At 62.8% G+C, this 15,634-nt stretch carries 14 protein-coding genes and 1 pseudogene; 12 read left to right on the forward strand and 3 right to left on the reverse strand.

Going from position 1 to position 15,634, the window contains the following annotated elements; genetic code table 11:
* Positions 1 to 2 precede the first annotated feature (2 nt).
* Positions 3 to 1,280: a penicillin-binding protein activator gene (locus CMI59_RS10045; RefSeq protein ID WP_293327972.1), complete on the reverse strand. Its 1,278-nt coding sequence runs from the start codon at positions 1,278 to 1,280 to the stop codon at positions 3 to 5.
* Between the two features lie 128 nt (positions 1,281 to 1,408).
* Here CMI59_RS10045 and rsmI point away from each other — a divergent pair, with 128 nt between their 5' ends.
* The 3 genes from rsmI to CMI59_RS10060 are packed head-to-tail and all read left to right on the forward strand — an operon-like array spanning position 1,409 to position 3,637.
* The gene (gene rsmI / locus CMI59_RS10050; RefSeq protein ID WP_293327975.1) at positions 1,409 to 2,272 is read left to right on the forward strand and encodes a 16S rRNA (cytidine(1402)-2'-O)-methyltransferase; all 864 of its coding nucleotides are present in this window, start codon (positions 1,409 to 1,411) and stop codon (positions 2,270 to 2,272) included.
* Between the two features lies 1 nt (position 2,273).
* Positions 2,274 to 2,705, forward strand: a complete 432-nt coding sequence (locus CMI59_RS10055; protein ID WP_293327978.1) for a YraN family protein — start codon at positions 2,274 to 2,276, stop codon at positions 2,703 to 2,705.
* Positions 2,706 to 2,764: 59 nt separating this feature from the next.
* Entirely contained in the window at positions 2,765 to 3,637 is an 873-nt protein-coding gene (locus CMI59_RS10060) for a transglutaminase-like domain-containing protein (protein ID WP_293327981.1), read from the forward strand.
* 11 nt (positions 3,638 to 3,648) lie between these two features.
* Here the strand turns inward: CMI59_RS10060 and CMI59_RS10065 are convergent, their stop codons facing one another.
* Positions 3,649 to 4,341, reverse strand: a complete 693-nt coding sequence (locus CMI59_RS10065; protein WP_293327984.1) for a MarC family protein — start codon at positions 4,339 to 4,341, stop codon at positions 3,649 to 3,651.
* Positions 4,342 to 4,450: 109 nt separating this feature from the next.
* Here CMI59_RS10065 and gshB point away from each other — a divergent pair, with 109 nt between their 5' ends.
* From gshB to CMI59_RS10095, 6 genes and pseudogenes are all read left to right on the forward strand, one after another.
* On the forward strand, positions 4,451 to 5,404 hold the full coding sequence (gene gshB, locus CMI59_RS10070) for a glutathione synthase (protein WP_293327987.1): 954 nt from the start codon (positions 4,451 to 4,453) through the stop codon (positions 5,402 to 5,404).
* Positions 5,405 to 5,468: 64 nt separating this feature from the next.
* Positions 5,469 to 6,749, forward strand: a complete 1,281-nt coding sequence (locus CMI59_RS10075) for a dipeptidase (RefSeq protein WP_293327990.1) — start codon at positions 5,469 to 5,471, stop codon at positions 6,747 to 6,749.
* 2 nt (positions 6,750 to 6,751) lie between these two features.
* Complete coding sequence (locus tag CMI59_RS10080) at positions 6,752 to 7,876, forward strand: VIT1/CCC1 family protein (RefSeq protein ID WP_293327993.1); 1,125 nt, start codon at positions 6,752 to 6,754, stop codon at positions 7,874 to 7,876.
* A 31-nt stretch (positions 7,877 to 7,907) separates the two neighbouring features.
* Positions 7,908 to 8,423: pseudogene (locus CMI59_RS10085) on the forward strand (pyridoxamine 5'-phosphate oxidase family protein); the annotation flags it as partial.
* A gap of 28 nt (positions 8,424 to 8,451) precedes the next feature.
* Positions 8,452 to 9,450 carry a DUF3298 domain-containing protein gene (locus CMI59_RS10090; RefSeq protein ID WP_293327998.1) on the forward strand — a complete coding sequence of 333 codons (999 nt, stop codon included), beginning with the start codon at positions 8,452 to 8,454 and terminating at the stop codon, positions 9,448 to 9,450.
* A 13-nt stretch (positions 9,451 to 9,463) separates the two neighbouring features.
* On the forward strand, positions 9,464 to 9,904 hold the full coding sequence (locus tag CMI59_RS10095) for a hypothetical protein (protein ID WP_293328001.1): 441 nt from the start codon (positions 9,464 to 9,466) through the stop codon (positions 9,902 to 9,904).
* Between the two features lie 6 nt (positions 9,905 to 9,910).
* Here the strand turns inward: CMI59_RS10095 and CMI59_RS10100 are convergent, their stop codons facing one another.
* The gene (locus CMI59_RS10100; RefSeq protein ID WP_293328004.1) at positions 9,911 to 10,525 is read right to left on the reverse strand and encodes an SH3 domain-containing protein; all 615 of its coding nucleotides are present in this window, start codon (positions 10,523 to 10,525) and stop codon (positions 9,911 to 9,913) included.
* A gap of 532 nt (positions 10,526 to 11,057) precedes the next feature.
* On the opposite strand from CMI59_RS10100, the gene CMI59_RS10105 reads away from it, so the two are divergent.
* The 3 genes from CMI59_RS10105 to CMI59_RS10115 form a co-directional block, all read left to right on the forward strand.
* Positions 11,058 to 12,527 carry a hypothetical protein gene (locus tag CMI59_RS10105; RefSeq protein WP_293328007.1) on the forward strand — a complete coding sequence of 490 codons (1,470 nt, stop codon included), beginning with the start codon at positions 11,058 to 11,060 and terminating at the stop codon, positions 12,525 to 12,527.
* Positions 12,528 to 12,663: 136 nt separating this feature from the next.
* Positions 12,664 to 14,211: a YifB family Mg chelatase-like AAA ATPase gene (locus tag CMI59_RS10110; RefSeq protein ID WP_293328010.1), complete on the forward strand. Its 1,548-nt coding sequence runs from the start codon at positions 12,664 to 12,666 to the stop codon at positions 14,209 to 14,211.
* 194 nt (positions 14,212 to 14,405) lie between these two features.
* Positions 14,406 to 15,634: ATP-binding protein (locus CMI59_RS10115; protein WP_293328013.1), on the forward strand; the 1,229-nt coding region annotated here is incomplete at its 3' end.

A 15,634-nucleotide genomic window follows, 5' to 3' on the forward strand; every position in this document is an offset into this window, starting at 1 on the left:
GTTCAGAACGCCGGGGCAGGGGCAAAACCTGTCGGGGCCGGATCGACCTGCTTGAGGCCCGAGGCCGTGATCTGCATCACGGCGAGCCCGCGTTCGATCCCGCCATCGGGCAGGAAGCGGAACACGCCATCGACGCCGGAAAAGCCTTCCGGATCCGTCAGCACATCTTCCGAATAGGGGTTGCCGCCGCCCCGCGCGGAAAGCGCGATGGCAAGCCCTGCCGCGTCATAGGCAAGGCTCGCGAGCCGGGGCGGGGTGGCGCCATAGGCCCGGCGATACCGCTCTACGAACCGTTTATGCGCTTCCAGCGGCGGCGCGGCGAAAAGCCCCCCCTGCAGCGGTGGCTCGCGGGTGAGCGAGGGATCATCCCACTGGCCGGTGCCGATGAACTGGACCTGTCGCGGATCGACATCGTTATAGGGCAGAAGCGGCGCCAGCGATTTGATGACCGAGCCGCCCTCGGGCATGAAGACCGCGTCGAACCCGTTGCCGCCATCATAGGCCCGGGCGATCTGCTTGACCGGCGCATACATGCCTTGCGCATTTCGCGGATAGACGGCGCTGGCGACCACGGTGCCGGCCCGCGCGGCCACGGCCTGATTGAAGGCGGTCCGGACACGATCCCCGAAAGCGGATTGCGGATAGAGCGCGGCAAAGCGCGTCTTGCCCTGCAGGACCGTGTAATCGACGATCCGGTCGACCTCGAGCGAGGGCGGGAAAGAGAGCAGGTGCACGCCGTCGCCCGCCACATCGAGATCGGAGGAGAAGGCCAGCACCGGCACATGCGTATCGGCGGCAAGCGGTTTCACCGCCTGTACTTCGGCGGAAAAGAGCGGCCCCAGAATGATGTCCGCGCCTTCTTCGAGCGCCTGACGCGCGGCCCGTTCGGCGCTGCCGGCCGAGCCGTCGGTCGCCTTGGGCATCATCAGCACATTCGGCCGATCGAACTCGAAAAGCGCGAGCTGTGCGGCGTTATAGAGCGCATTCGCCAGATCCTGCGCGCGCGAATTGTTGAAGGGCAGGATGACCGCGATGCGCACCGGGTTCGCATTGGGCGGCAGGAAGGGCGGGCTGTAATAGTTCGCCGGATTGCGTTCGACCAGATGCTCGGGCTGTTGCTGGACGGGCTGCTGTACCTGCGGTTGCGGCTGGACAGGGGCCTGCGCCACCGGCTTGGGGGTGCCGCTGCAGCCCGCCAGAGCGAGGGCGCCGAGAACGAACAGGGCCGGACGCAAGGCGTGTCGGGCGGAAGAAAGATAAGCGGAAATCTTGAAATGCACGGGATATGTCCTGCCGGATTTGCAGTGCGGAAAGCCTAGGCTGCGCCGCCCCTCAAGTAAACAAACGCAGCGTGTTCTAACCGCAACCAATTGCCAAACAAATATGGCGGGCGCATGGTCTGCGCATCATGACCGGAAAAACGACCGTAACGGGCCGCCTGGAGCCCGGCCTCTACGTGACGGCGACGCCCATCGGCAATGCCTCCGACATTACCCTGCGCGCGCTGGACGTTCTGTCCCGCGCCGATCTCGTGCTGTGCGAGGATACGCGGGTGACGTCGAAGCTTTTCGCCATTCATAATATTCAGGCGAAAACCGCACCCTATCACGACCATAATGCCGAGGAAATGCGCCCGCGCGTCCTGAAACGGCTGGGCGCGGGGGAGGCGATCGCGCTGGTTTCCGACGCCGGGACGCCGATGGTCTCCGACCCCGGTTTCAAGCTGGTGCGCGAGGCGCTGGATGAAGGGTTCAACGTGACGGCGCTGCCCGGCGCCTCGTCGCTTCTGGCCGCGCTGGTGCTGGCAGGCCTGCCCACGGACCGATTCTTTTTCGGCGGCTTCCTGCCTGCAAAACAGGAGGCAAGGCGCAAGGACCTGACCGAGCTTTCCACGATTCCCTCGACCATGGTATTTCTGGAAAGCGCCAACCGGCTGGCCGCCGTGCTGGCCGATATGGCCGACTTGCTGGGCGAGCGCGAGGTGGCGGTCGCCCGGGAACTCACCAAGAAATTCGAGGAAGTGCGCAAGGGCACGCTGGCCGATATTGCGCAGCATTACGCGGAAGCCGGCGCGCCCAAAGGCGAGATCGTGATCGTGGTCGGACCGCCCGCGCCACGCGCCGCGCTCTGCGCCCATGAGGTCGATGCGATGATCGAGAACGCGCTGCGCCGGACGAGCCTCAAGGACGCTGTGGCAGAAGTCGTCTCGATTACCGGCTTGCCGAGGCGCGAGGTCTATCAGCGCGCCCTCGACCTTTCCAAAGAGCAATGAGGTGGAACGCAAGCGCCGCGGCGGCATCCGGGCCCGAAAGACCCTCGAGCGACAGGTGAGGGGCAAGGCGTCCCATGCCAGAGGGCTGCGCGCCGAGGCGCTCGCCGCGCTTTTGCTGCGCCTCAAGGGCTACCGGATTCTGGAGCGCCGCCTCAAGACCCGCGCGGGCGAGATCGATATTCTCGCGCGACGCGGCAGAACGCTCGCCATCGTCGAAGTGAAGGCCAGGACGGGGGAGGGCGCGGCACGCGAAGCCCTGCGGCCGCACCAGCAGGCGCGGCTCTGGCGGGCGGGAGAACAACTATTCGCGCTCCGACCGGACCTTGCGGGCTGCGATATGCGCTTCGACCTCGTGCTGGTCACGCCCTCGCCCTTGCCCTTCGGTTTTCCGGGCGGCTGGCCGCGCCATCTGCCCGACGCCTGGCGCGATTGACGCCATCCGGGCGAGCCGCGCCTTGCGCATCTCGTTCCCGCCGCGCCATGATACCGGGCATGGGACGGCCTCTTCAGCAAACCGACGATGAAATCGAACGCCGACTGCGCGCGGTGGGCACGGCCGGGGAGGGCGATATCGATATTGCCGAAACCGCGCTGCTGCTGGCGGCCTGCGACCGGCCGGATCTGTCCCTGGGCAATTACCGGGACCATCTGGCGCTTCTTTGCGGCGCGGTCCGCGAGGCAATGGACCGTGCCTCCCAATGCGACGCGCATGAACTCGCCGAGCTTCTGGGCGGCGTCATTTCGGGCCTTCACGGCTATCGCGGCGATGCGGAGACATATGACGATCCGCGCAATGCAAACCTCATGGAGGTGATCGACCGGCGCAAGGGCCTGCCCGTGGCGCTGGGCATCGTCTGGCTTCATGTGGCGGCGCGTCTGGGGCTCGACCTGGCCGGGCTCAACTTCCCCGGCCATTTCGTGCTGCGGCTGAGAACGGAAGGAAGCGGTCCGCGCGACGCGGCGATTGTCGACCCGTTCAATGGCGGCCAGCTTCTGACCAGCGCCGATCTTCTCTCGATGATCCGGCAGGTGGAAGGCCCCGACGCCGCCCTCTCGCCGGATGCCTATGCGGAAGTCTCGCCGCGCGACATTCTGCTGAGGCTCCAGAACAACATTCTGATGCGTGCCGTGCGCAGCAATGATTTCGCCCGGGCGCGCGATGTGGTGACCCGCATGATCTGGATCGCGCCTGAGCGCGCGGGCCTCCTCTTTGAGCTGGGCCGCCTCGAAGTGCATGACGGACGCATGGGTGCCGCCATCGACGCTTTCGCCTCCTGCTACGAAAAGGCCGTCGATCTTGGCGAAGACCGTATCGCGGAGATGGCGGAACAGGCCCTGCGCGAGTTGAAGCCCCGCCTCAACTGACCTTGCGACGCTTAGCCGGTCGGCGGCGGCAGGGGCAGGCTGCGGATCGTATCCATATATTTGATGAGCGCCTCATCGAGACCCGTCATCGCCATTTCGACGCCGATGGTCGCCACGATCAGTCCCATCAGCCGTGTGACGACGGTGAGATTCGTCGTGCCCATGTAATGGACGATGCGCCGCGCCTGCTGGAAAGAGAAATATGTGATGGCGGCAATGACGGCGAAGGCGCTGATGGAAATGATGCTCGACAGGAAGCCCGGATGAGCGGAGAAGCCGACCGCCGTGGCGATCGTGCCGGGGCCGGCGATCATCGGTACGGCGAGCGGCGACACGGCAACGGAGAGCTGCGCTTCCATGACATCGGCGGGAACTTCTTCATCCTCCACCTCTTCCGGCACATGGGCGGAAGAGGAATGACCCTGCAGCATCTGAAAGCCGATGATCGCCACCAGAATGCCGCCTGTAATGCGCAACGCGGCGATCGTGACGCCGAAAAGCTCGAAAATGAGCTTGCCCGCCACGCTGAAAAGCACGACCACGGCCAGGGAAATGAGAACGCTTTGCCGGGCGATCTGCAGCTTCACCCGGCGGCTGTCGCCGGCCGTCAAGGCAATGAAGACCGGTGTGTTCGCGATCGGATTGGCGATGGCGAAATAACCGGCAAGGCAGGTGGCGGCAAAGGCGATATTATCTTCAAGCATGCGCCTATATTGCGCCCGCGGCCGGCGCTTGCAAGCCACCTCTGGTCTTTTCCCGCCGGAAGCCCCATCTTCACGCGATTGATATGACGACCCGCTCCAAGGAATGCCGATGACCGCCCGCAGACCCCTCTCCGTCGCGATCCAGATGGATCCGATCCACGCCATCAACATCAATGCCGATAGCACCTTCGCGCTGGGGCTGGAGGCGCAGGCGCGCGGCCACGAGCTTTTCTATTACGAGCCGCATGAGCTTTCCATGCGCGACGGGCGCGTCTTTGCCCATATGCGGCCCATGACGCTGCGGCGCGAGGTCGGTAATCATTCGACGCTGGGAAGCGGCGAGAAACGCTTTCTCGACGACATCGATGTGGTGCTGATGCGCCAGGATCCGCCCTTCGATATGAGCTACATCACCCTTACTCATATGCTGGAGACGGTGCATCCGAAGACGCTCGTGGTGAACGACCCGGCTGAAGTGCGCAACGCCCCGGAAAAACTCTTCGCGGTCCGCTTCAAGGGCCTCCTGCCGCCGACGCTCATTACCCGCGATCCCGGCGAAATCCGTGCCTTCCGAGAGGAATTCAAGGACATCATCGTGAAGCCGCTTTTCGGCAATGGCGGCGCGGGCGTTTTCCGCCTGACCGAAGAGGACCAGAACCTGAACTCGCTGCTGGAAATGTTCGGCCAGATGAACCGCGAACCGGTGATCGTGCAGAAATATCTCCCGGAAGTGCGGCAGGGCGACAAGCGCATCATTCTCGTGGAAGGCGAACCCGTGGGGGCCATCAACCGCATCCCGGCAGAGGGCGAAGCGCGGTCGAACATGCATGTGGGCGGCGTTGCCGAGAAATGGTCGCTTACGCCGCGCGAGCGCGAAATCTGCGACGCCATCGGCCCGGAACTGAAAAAACGCGGCCTCATCTTTGTCGGCATCGACGTGATCGGCGAGTACCTCACCGAGATCAACGTGACCTCGCCCACCGGCATCCAGGAAATCGACCGCTTCGACAACGCCAATCTCTCCGCGCTGGTCTGGGACGCGATCGAGGCGCGCAAGAGCTGACATTTCCCATTTGGCTCTCACACTCTAGACTGACCTGCTTGCAGCAAGGCGGGAAAGGCATGTCATGTGTGGGAAGGCGATAAGCGGTTTCGTTTTGGGAGCGGTTGTCCTGCTGGGCGCGGCGATGCCCGTGCGTGCGGATGACGACGCGGCTCTGCGTGACAGGGCGCAGGCGATCCATGATCGCGTTATCGCCATCGATACCCATGTCGACATTCCGACGAGTTTTGCCTCCCCCGCCTACGATCCCGGCAAGGACAATGCGCCGCCTGTGCTGGTCGATATTCCCAAGATGGAGAAGGGTGGCCTCGACGGCGTTTTCTTCATCGTCTATGTGCCGCAGACGAAGCGCGATCCGGCAGGCGAGTCCGCCGCCATTTCCAAGGCCTTTGCGAAGTTCGCCGCCATCCACCGCATGACGGACGATCAGGATACGGATCGTATCGGGCTGGCCACCAGCGCCGCCGATGTGCGCCGTCTCAACGATGAGGGCAGGAAGATCGCGCTGATCGGCATCGAGAACGGCTTTGTGGTGGATCACCATCCGGAGCTTCTCGATGTCTATTACGAACTCGGTGCGCGCTATTTCGGCCTCGTTCACAATGGCCATAACGATCTTGCCGACAGCGCGCAGCCGAAGGAAAGCCTCGGCGACAAGCCGAATGACGAAGGCGGCGAGCATCACGGGCTGAGCCCGATGGGCGAGGCCGTGGTTCGTCGCTGCAACGATCTCGGCATCATGGTGGATGTCAGCCATGCGGCGAAATCGACCACGCTCGCCGCAATCGCACTGTCGCGTGCACCCGTCATCGCGTCGCATTCTTCCGTCTATGCGCTGCGCGCACATCCGCGCAACATGGACGATGAGACCATGAAGGCGCTGGCCGCGAAGGGCGGCGTCATCCAGATCGTCGCATTCGACGACTATCTGCACGAAGTGCCAAAGGCAAAACACAAGGCACGGGGAGAGGCGGCGAAACGCCTGGGCCTGACGAGCCTTGAAGCCTTCTTCAATGCGAGCGATGAAACGAAAGCCGAGTTCCAGAAAATCTCCGACGGGCTCGACGCGAAATATCCCCGCGCCACCGTCTCCGATCTGGTCGACCATATCGATTATGCGGTGAAGCTTGTCGGCATCGACCATGTCGGCATTGCGTCGGACTTTCAGGGCGGCGGCGGCATTCAGGGCTGGCGCGATGCGGGCGAGACCTTCAACGTCACACTGGAACTCGTGCGGCACGGTTATTCGGAAGCCGAGATTGCAAAGCTCTGGGGCGGCAATATCCTGCGCGTGATGGACGAGGTCGAAACGGCACGGAAGCAGACCTCCATGCAGGCGGAGTGAAGATGGACGCCAAAAACACCGAGCGTTACCTAGAAAACCTGCAAGGAGAGATCGACGGTGCGAGCCTTTATCGCGCCCTGGCGGAGGTCGAGTCCGACCCGAAGCTTGCCGAGGTCTATCGCCGTCTCGCGGCCGTGGAAGAGAGCCATGCCGAATACTGGAAGAAGCAGCTCGGGCGTCTGGGCGCGCGCATCCCATCGTTGAAACCGGGCTTCCGCACCCGGGCGCTGGCGTTTCTGGCGCGGCGCTTCGGTCCGGCTTTCGTGCTGCCCGTCATCAACACGCTCGAACAGGCCGATAGCGGCGTTTACGACAAGCAGCCCGAAGCCGTGGCCGGCGGTCTGCCGGACGCCGAACGCAGCCATGCGCGCATCCTCTCCGCGATTGCGAACCCGCGATCGGGGATGGAAGGCGGCACGATTGCGCGCCTCGAAGGCCGTCACCGCGCGATGGGCGGCAATGCGCTGCGTGCCGCCGTGCTGGGCGCGAATGACGGGCTCGTCTCCAACCTCTCCCTGGTGATGGGCGTGGCGGGTGCGGCAGTGGGTAATGCGACCATCCTGCTGACGGGTCTTGCCGGTCTCGTCGCAGGCGCCTGCTCCATGGCGATGGGCGAATGGCTGTCGGTCAATTCCTCGCGCGAGCTTTACCAGAAGCAGATCCGCACCGAAGCGATGGAACTGGAAGAAGTGCCGGAGGAAGAGAAAGAGGAACTCGTCCTTATCTATCAGGCCAAGGGACTGTCGGAGGCCGAAGCGCGCGCGCTGGCCGACAAGCTCTTGTCGGACAAGGACACCGCGCTCGACACGCTCGTACGCGAGGAACTCGGCATCGACCCGAACGAACTGGGCGGATCCGCCTGGGGTGCCGCGGGCACCTCCTTCCTGCTTTTCTCCATCGGCGCGATCTTTCCCGTCGCTCCCTACTTCTTTTTCTCCGGCTGGTCGGCGTTGTTGGCCAGCTTGGCCTCGGCGGGTGTGGCGTTGGCGGTGATCGGCGCCGGCACCTCGCTTTTCACCGGGCGCGGCGCGCTCTTCTCCGCCTTCCGCCAGCTTGCCATCGGCTTCGCGGCGGCGGGCGTCACCTATGGTATCGGTAGTCTCGTCGGCGTAAGTCTCGCCGGGTAGCGAACAGCGTAAAGGGAACGGAACAGGCGGCATGAGCGAAGCGGCAAAGAAGAAAGAAGACATCCTTCAACCCACCGACGACGAGGCCCGCGCGCTTGCCCATGCGCTGCTTGCACGGGCCGACTATGCGGCGATAGCCGTTCTCGACCCGGCAACCGGCCATCCGCTGGCAAGCCGTGTGGCGCTGGCGCTGGACGAAGACGGCGTGCCCGCGATCCTGACCTCGAAACTGGCCGCGCATACGCCCGCCATCGAGGCGGACAAGCGCTGCTCGCTGCTGGTCGGCGAGCCCGGCATGATCAAGGAAGCAAAAGGCGATCCGTTGACCCATCCGCGCCTCACGGTGATCGCGGAAGCATTGCGCGTGGACCGCGACAGCGATGTCCATCGCAGGCTGCGCGAGCGCTGGCTCGCCCGGCATCCGAAGTCGAAGCTCTATATCGATTTTCCCGACTTTGCCTTTTTCCGCCTGACGCCTTTGCGCGGCAGCCTCAATGGCGGGTTCGGCAAGGCATATGAGCTGGCCGCCTCCGACCTTATGCTGGCGCGCAGCTGAGACAGACGAGAGGGATGACATGAAATACGCGACGGGCATGGTGGCCATTCTGGCGGCACTCTTTCTGACGGCCGGATCGGCGCACGCCGCGAGCTTCGATTGCGACAAGGCGTCCGGCCCGCGCGAAATGGCGATCTGCAAGACCGACGATCTCTCGGCGGATGACGAGATCATGGCCGCGCTCTACGCAGGCGCCCGGGCGCGCATCTCCGCAGACGCCGTTAAAGAGCTGCGCGACAGCCAGGTTTCATGGCTGCGCTTTCTCGACAAGGCCTGCCCGCAGAAAGATGTGAAGAAGCAGGCGGCATGTCTGAAACCCTGGTACCGCGAGCGGCTGAAATTTCTCAGCCACACGGTGACGGAAAAAGCGGGCCGCACTTTCCTGACGCTGGATGAGTGGACATTCATCGCGCCCGAGAAAAAGGGCGAGGAGGAAATGCCCGGCGCCAACCAGATGCGGTATCGCGAGGATGTGAGCTTCGCCATCGACAAGCCGGCAAGCGACGGCGAACGAGCCTTCAACGCGCTTGTCGCCAAGCAGTCCGACCTCTGGAACGGGTTCGATGGCGAGGTGCAGCGCTCCACCTGGTTCAAGCTCAACGAGGCGACGGAGAATTTCGCAAGCCTCGATATCTTCCGCTGGGAGTTTCATGTCGGTGCGGCCCATGGCTTCGGCGCGGCAAAGCATCTGAATTATCGCCTCGACGAGGCGCGTCCGCTGCAGGTGAAGGATATCTTCGCCGAAAAAGACGGTTGGCAGAAAACGCTCGCCCGGCGCGCGCTCGATGGCCTCCACAAGATTGTCGGTGAAGATAACGGCCTGTTCGACGGCGCGGAGGAGACGATTGCGGAGATGGTCGGCGATCCGAAAAACTGGGTCGTGACGCGCGAGGGGCTGGGCGTCAATTTCCCCGTCTATTCGGTCGGCCCTTATGCCATGGGCGACCACACGGTAACGACGCCCTGGAAGGATCTCGCGCCCTGGCTTGCGAAGGATGCGGTGATCGGGGCGCAGTGAGCGGGAGGTACGAATGACTGGCCGGCATGTTCTCAACGGAAGCTGTCATTGCGGGCGGCTGTCGCTCCGTTTCGAAACCGCGATCGCGCCCGCCGACTATCATCCCCGCGCCTGCGACTGTTCCTTCTGCGTGAAGCATGACGCTGCCTATATCTCCGACCCGAAAGGCAGCCTCACCTTTCGCGTGAAGGGCGAGGACGCGCTCTCCCGCTACCGGCAGGGCTCCGGCGCCGTGGAATGTCTCATCTGCCGCGATTGCGGCGTCTATGTCGGCGCGATCTTCGAGGATGCAGGACAAACCATCGGCACGGTGAATGTCCGCTGCATCGACGGAGACGTCGCGTTCGGCGCACGTCGGACGGTCTCGCCGCAGCAGCTCGGCCGGGATGAAAAGGTGGGGCGGTGGCAGGAAATCTGGACGCCGGTCACAGGGGGCGAAATCACCGGCGCGTGAGGCGGGTCACTGATCTTTCGGCGGAACGCGGCAGCAGCCGCGAACTATGCGGTAGGAGAGGCTCGTGCGGGAATCGGGGGGTGTCTGGCGAAAAGTCAGGGAGACTTTCCATCCATAGCGCGCATCGCTCATCCCGTCGGAACAGCTTCTGGTGGCGTGTATGATGGCTTTCCCGGTTCCGTTGTCCAGGCTGATGCTTCCCTTCCAGGGGGCGCCGGACGCGCTATCGATGGCGAGCGTGTCGCCCGATATGGTTTCCACACCGGAGAGAATTACCTCGCTCTCGGAAAACTTGGCCGACCAGAACGGCTCCGTGCCCCAGCACTGGAACCCCTCCGGAAGGTTGAGCGTCTTGTTCATCCGTGGCGCATAGGGAGCGAGATAGGCCATGGAGACCCAGCCAGTGCGACCGTTTGCCGAGACGCGGGCCCAGCCGTGATCCGTTTCGAAAACCTCGATCGGTTTGGCATGCGGACCGAAACTGCCTATCTGGTCGGCCGCCGCCGAAGGCTTTGCACGCACCATGAGCATGTCGTCATCGGCTACATGCGCCACCCGGTAATAGCCCACATCGCCGATCTGCTCCGCCGATGCGGGGGAGATGACAAAGAATGACAACATAATTGCCATCAAAGTAGCGTGGCGGATCGGCATGAAGAAAAACCTTTCTCGATCGGAGCATCCACAAATGACACCGTGGCGGGGTATCGACAAGCCTCAAATATTCGTCCTCCCGGATCGTCCGTAGGGATCCTTTTCGTTCTTGACTGAAACCTCTCTTTCACGCGAGCCTTTCTCCATAACAGGATATCGGGCGAGGGTAGAGGCAGGCGGGGACTTTCCACGGTTGCGCATGTCGGAACGATGGATTTTCAGGGGCGTCAAAGCGCGGCCCATCAAGGCGCAGATCCGCGCCGTAGGTTCTCAAACCGCTCATTCAGTCATTTCAGGGGCGCGCGTAAAATCGCCGTCCTGTTGCCTCGTCCTGAGTTCTGAGGATTGCGACGGACCATCATTGTCAAGGTGTGTTATGAGAATAATAGTTCTGCTTTCTGTTTTGTTTTCGTGTCTTTTTCTAAATAGCTCGATATCCAGAGCAGACACTTTCTATATTACTTTCAAGAACACCGGTAACGAGGACATTTCCTACACGATGGCAACACGCCGCCTGGCGATGTTTGGCTGGCGCGACTGGGAAGCGAAAGGGTGGATCAAGCTCAAAGCCGGCGAGTTCCACCAGGCTTTTTACGGCGTCAACGAACAGGTCGTTTTCGCGTTCAAGAAGCGCGGCGGCTACGTGGTCTACAGCATGAAAGGGGGAGGCGGGAGCAAATGGCTGGATGGCTGGCACGTCGCCCCGAAAAAGAAGTTTCGATATTCGTTTCGCAGGAAAAGCTCCAGAAGTTCGAAACTCACGGACTACATAAAATCATCTTTCGGCTATCGCTATGAGCCCATGGGGTTCGGCACCAATCATATGGTGCGAGAGCACGTCAATATTCCGTCCTACAAATCCGACAAGGTAATCCCGTTCAAAAGCACGCAGGAAGCGGCAGTAGAAGCCAAGAAGGAGCCGGTATTTCCTCCGAATGCGCTCCAGCGACTGGACTCCCTGCTGCGGAAACATTTGTCGGGCTCGGTCTGTGACGGAGGCTTCTTCGTCATGAAACATCCGAGGGGCGCTGTCCGGGTTACGAAGAATGGGGAAATACAAGTCAAGGGTCGGCAGTATTATAGTAATAAAAAAAACAAGGTAACATCGACGGGTGACATGCATTCGGTTCGTCTGGAAGAAGCTGTTTCCTTGGATTTTGCCCGACAAAACGAATGTTACCGAATTGACATCAGATGTGAAAAGCGTAGTGATTGTGCGAAGTCTTTTAAAACAACGGAAAAACGATCCTATAAATTAAGGCTGAGTTCTTTTAATCTTTATTTCAACTCACCCGAAGCCGCAAATGAAGTGGGCGCAGAGCTGGCGTCCCTTCTTGGCAAAAAGGTGAAAGTATCCGAACCGTTTGCCATCAAGGAAAAGGCGGCTCCCGCCGAAGCCGAGAAACCCGAAAAACCGAGAAAGACATTGGCGAGGGATTATGGACCGTACTGGCTGATCCCTCTCGCCGGTTTCGCATTCATCGTTTTTGCCGGCGCGCAGTCGCTTCGGCAAGGTGGCGTTCGCAAGGGCGCGCGGACGGTCTCCTTCTTTGACGGGAGTTCCCGGACGAGTCATGCGGCGTTCCTTCTGGCGACAATTGTCGGGTACGCCGTCTATCTTCTTTCGGCAATTCTTCTGTCCCTCTTCTTCGATGTTGAAGGTGCCGACATTTTCAGCGCCCCGGCTTCGGAAATACTGGAGGCAGTGGCGGTCTTGTCGATCGCTTTTGTCTTGCTTGTCGCTTCCGGATATTTCCTGATCGCGACGGATCTGAGGAACAAGTACACGACAAAGAAGAGGATATTCTTTGTTTCCCTTGTCGTTTATGCCGCCCTGGTTTTCATCATCGCAGGACTAATGCCCTATGACCGTTTTTGGGGGCTTGGCCTGTTCTTTGTTGCGGCGCTCACGATCCTTTCCGCCTTGCCCTTTGCGGTGACGTGGATAGGGAGGCGGCGCCACGGGTAGTGAGGGGTGCGAGCTGTCCTGTTGACAGGTTCCCTTTTCGTTCTTGACTGAAACAGCTGATTCACGCGAAGCTTTCTCCATAACCGGACGTCGAGCGCCGAACCGGGCGATCGATCAGGGCGGGTGGGGGCTTTTCATGGTTGCGCATATCGAGACGGTGGCTTTTCAGGGCGTGGATGCGCGCCCCGTCGACGTGCAGGTGCAGATCGCGGGCGGCATGCCGGCCTTCACCATTGTGGGTCTTGCCGACAAGGCGGTGGGCGAAAGCCGCGAGCGCGTCCGCGCCGCGCTGTCGGCCATCGGCCTGGGGCTTCCGCCCAAGCGCATCACCGTCAATCTCGCACCCGCCGACCTGCCCAAGGAAGGCTCGCATTACGACCTCCCCATTGCGCTGGGCCTGCTCGTCGCCATGGGCGTTCTGCCGGCGCAGGAAATGGAAAAATTCGTGGTCATCGGCGAATTGTCGCTCGACGGCGCGGTGAACGCGGTCGCCGGCGCGCTGCCCGCCGCCATGGCGGCCAATGCGCGCGGGCGCGGTCTCATCTGTCCGGAAGCCTGCGGCCCGGAAGCGGCCTGGGCCGGCATGGATGGCGACAATCCCGGCGGCGTCCTCGCGCCGCGCTCCATCATCCAGCTCGTGAACCACGTCAAGGGAACGCAGATCCTGTCCGAACCGGCCCCGATGAAGGCCGCCGAAGAGCCCAATGCGCCGGACCTGCGCGACATCAAGGGCCAGGCCTCCGCCAAGCGCGCGCTGGAACTGGCCGCCGCCGGCGGCCATAACATGTTGATGGTCGGCCCGCCCGGCTCCGGCAAGTCCATGCTGGCCGCGCGCCTGCCCGGCATCCTGCCGCATCTCTCCCCGCGTGAAATGCTGGAAGTTTCCATGATCGCCTCCATTGCCGGCGAACTCATGACCCACGGCATGGGCAGGCGCAGGCCCTATCGCGCGCCGCATCATTCCGCCTCCATGCCCGCGCTGATCGGCGGCGGTCTGCGGGCAAAGCCCGGCGAGGTCTCGCTCGCTCATCGTGGCGTGCTCTTTCTGGACGAACTGCCCGAATTTCCCCGTCAGGTGCTGGATTCGCTGCGCCAGCCCCTCGAAACCGGCGAGGCCGTCGTCTCCCGCGTCAATGCGCATGTCAGCTATCCCGCCCGCTTCCAGCTCGTCGCGGCGATGAACCCGTGCCGCTGCGGCCATGCGGGCGATGCCGCCCGCGCCTGCCCGCGGGTGCCGCGCTGCGTGGCGGATTATCAGGCCAAGCTCTCCGGACCCCTGCTCGACCGCTTCGACATTCATGTGGAAGTGCCGCCGGTTTCGGCCGCCGACCTCTCTCTGCCGCCGCCCGCTGAAGGCTCGGCGGAGGTCGCGGCCCGCGTTGCCCGGGCGCGGGACGTGCAGGCCGACCGCTTCGCGTCGCTGGGCGCGAAACATCTGAGCCTCAACGCGCATGCCGAAGGCGAATTGCTGGAGAAAATCGCCACGCCCGACGATGCAGGCCGGACCCTGCTGACGGAGGCCGCGGAGCGCATGGGGCTCACCGCGCGCGGTTATCACCGCGTCATTCGTGTCGCTCGGACGCTCGCCGATCTCGAGGGTGCCCGGGGCATCACGCGCCTTCATATCGCGGAGGCGCTCTCTTATCGCGAGCCTGTCGGGGCCCGCCTCGGCGCAGCCGCGTAAACCAGTCTCGGCGCCGCCGCGTGAGTGAGTTTGGCGGGCGTTCCTGGACCGGTTGAGCCAAATCGGCGCATTTTACGACCGTTAACCATCATTCCTAACCGGATTGAAAGCCTGTTCGGCGCAGGCTTCTGCGACATTTCGAGTGATGTTGCTTTTCAACCGGGTGCCCAATGGTCTTCTCCTCTCCCGATAACATGCCGCTTTTGCTGCTCGGCCTGGCCGTCGTGCTGCTGCTGGGGGCCGAAGTCTGGCGTCGTGCCGCAGCGCGCGCACGCGCCCATGCCGACAAGGTGGACGACCTTGAGGCGCGGATCGAAAAGCTGCGCGACGAGAACTGGGAACTGGCCGAACGCGAGGCCCGCTACCGCGACCTCGTGCGCACCCAGGGTGACGTCATCATCCGCAAGGATCTCGAAGGGCGCGTCTCCTATGTGAACGACGTGTTCTGCGAAACCTTCGATCTCACACGTGCCGAAACCATCGGCCGCCCCTTCATGCCCGAACTGCCCGAGGGCGAAAGCCCCCGCATGCTGGGCGCGCTGGCCGGGTTGGGCGCGACCGGGCAACGCGTCCGCTACGACCAGAAAGTCATGACCGCTCACGGCCCGCGTTGGTTCGTCTGGGAGGAAACGACGATCCGCGACGAGGCCGGATCTCTCAGCGAAGTACAGCTGGTCGGCCGTGACATCGAGGACCGCAAGGAAGTGGAACAGCGCCTTGCCGAGGCGCTCGACGAGGCCAAGGACGCAAGCCGCGCCAAGAGCCTGTTCCTTGCCACGATGAGCCATGAAATCCGGACGCCCATGAACGGCGTTATCGGCATGACGGATCTTCTGCTCTCCACCAAACTCGACCCCGCCCAGCGGTCCTACGCGGATGCGGTTCGCAGCTCCGGGGAGGCGCTGTTGGCGATCATCAACGATATTCTCGACTATTCGAAAATCGAGGCGGGCAAGGTCACGCTCCATCCCGCGCCTTTCGACGCCTCCGCCGCGCTTGAAAGCGTGGCCGAGCTTCTGGCGCCGCGCGCCTATGAAAAGGGGCTCGAAATCGTCACCGAGATTTCGCCCGCCGTTTCGCGCACGCTGGAAGGCGACGAGCCGCGCATCCGGCAGATCCTGCTGAACCTTGCGGGCAATGCGATCAAGTTCACCGAAGAGGGCGGCGTGGCGCTGCGCCTCCATCGCGCGGATCATGAGGACGGTATCGTTCTGGAAATCGAGGATACCGGGATCGGCATGAGCCCGCTGGCGCTGGACCGCATCTTCGAGGAGTTTGCGCAAGGCGAGGAAGGGCATGCGCGGCGCTTCGAGGGGACGGGCCTCGGCCTCGCCATCACGCGCCGCCTCGTCACCGCGATGGGCGGCCGCATCGAAGTCGAAAGCGAGGAGGGCAGGGGCTCGATCTTCCGCGTCCGCCTGCC

This window comes from Parvibaculum sp., assembly GCF_002684405.1.
Lineage (GTDB): Bacteria > Pseudomonadota > Alphaproteobacteria > Parvibaculales > Parvibaculaceae > Parvibaculum.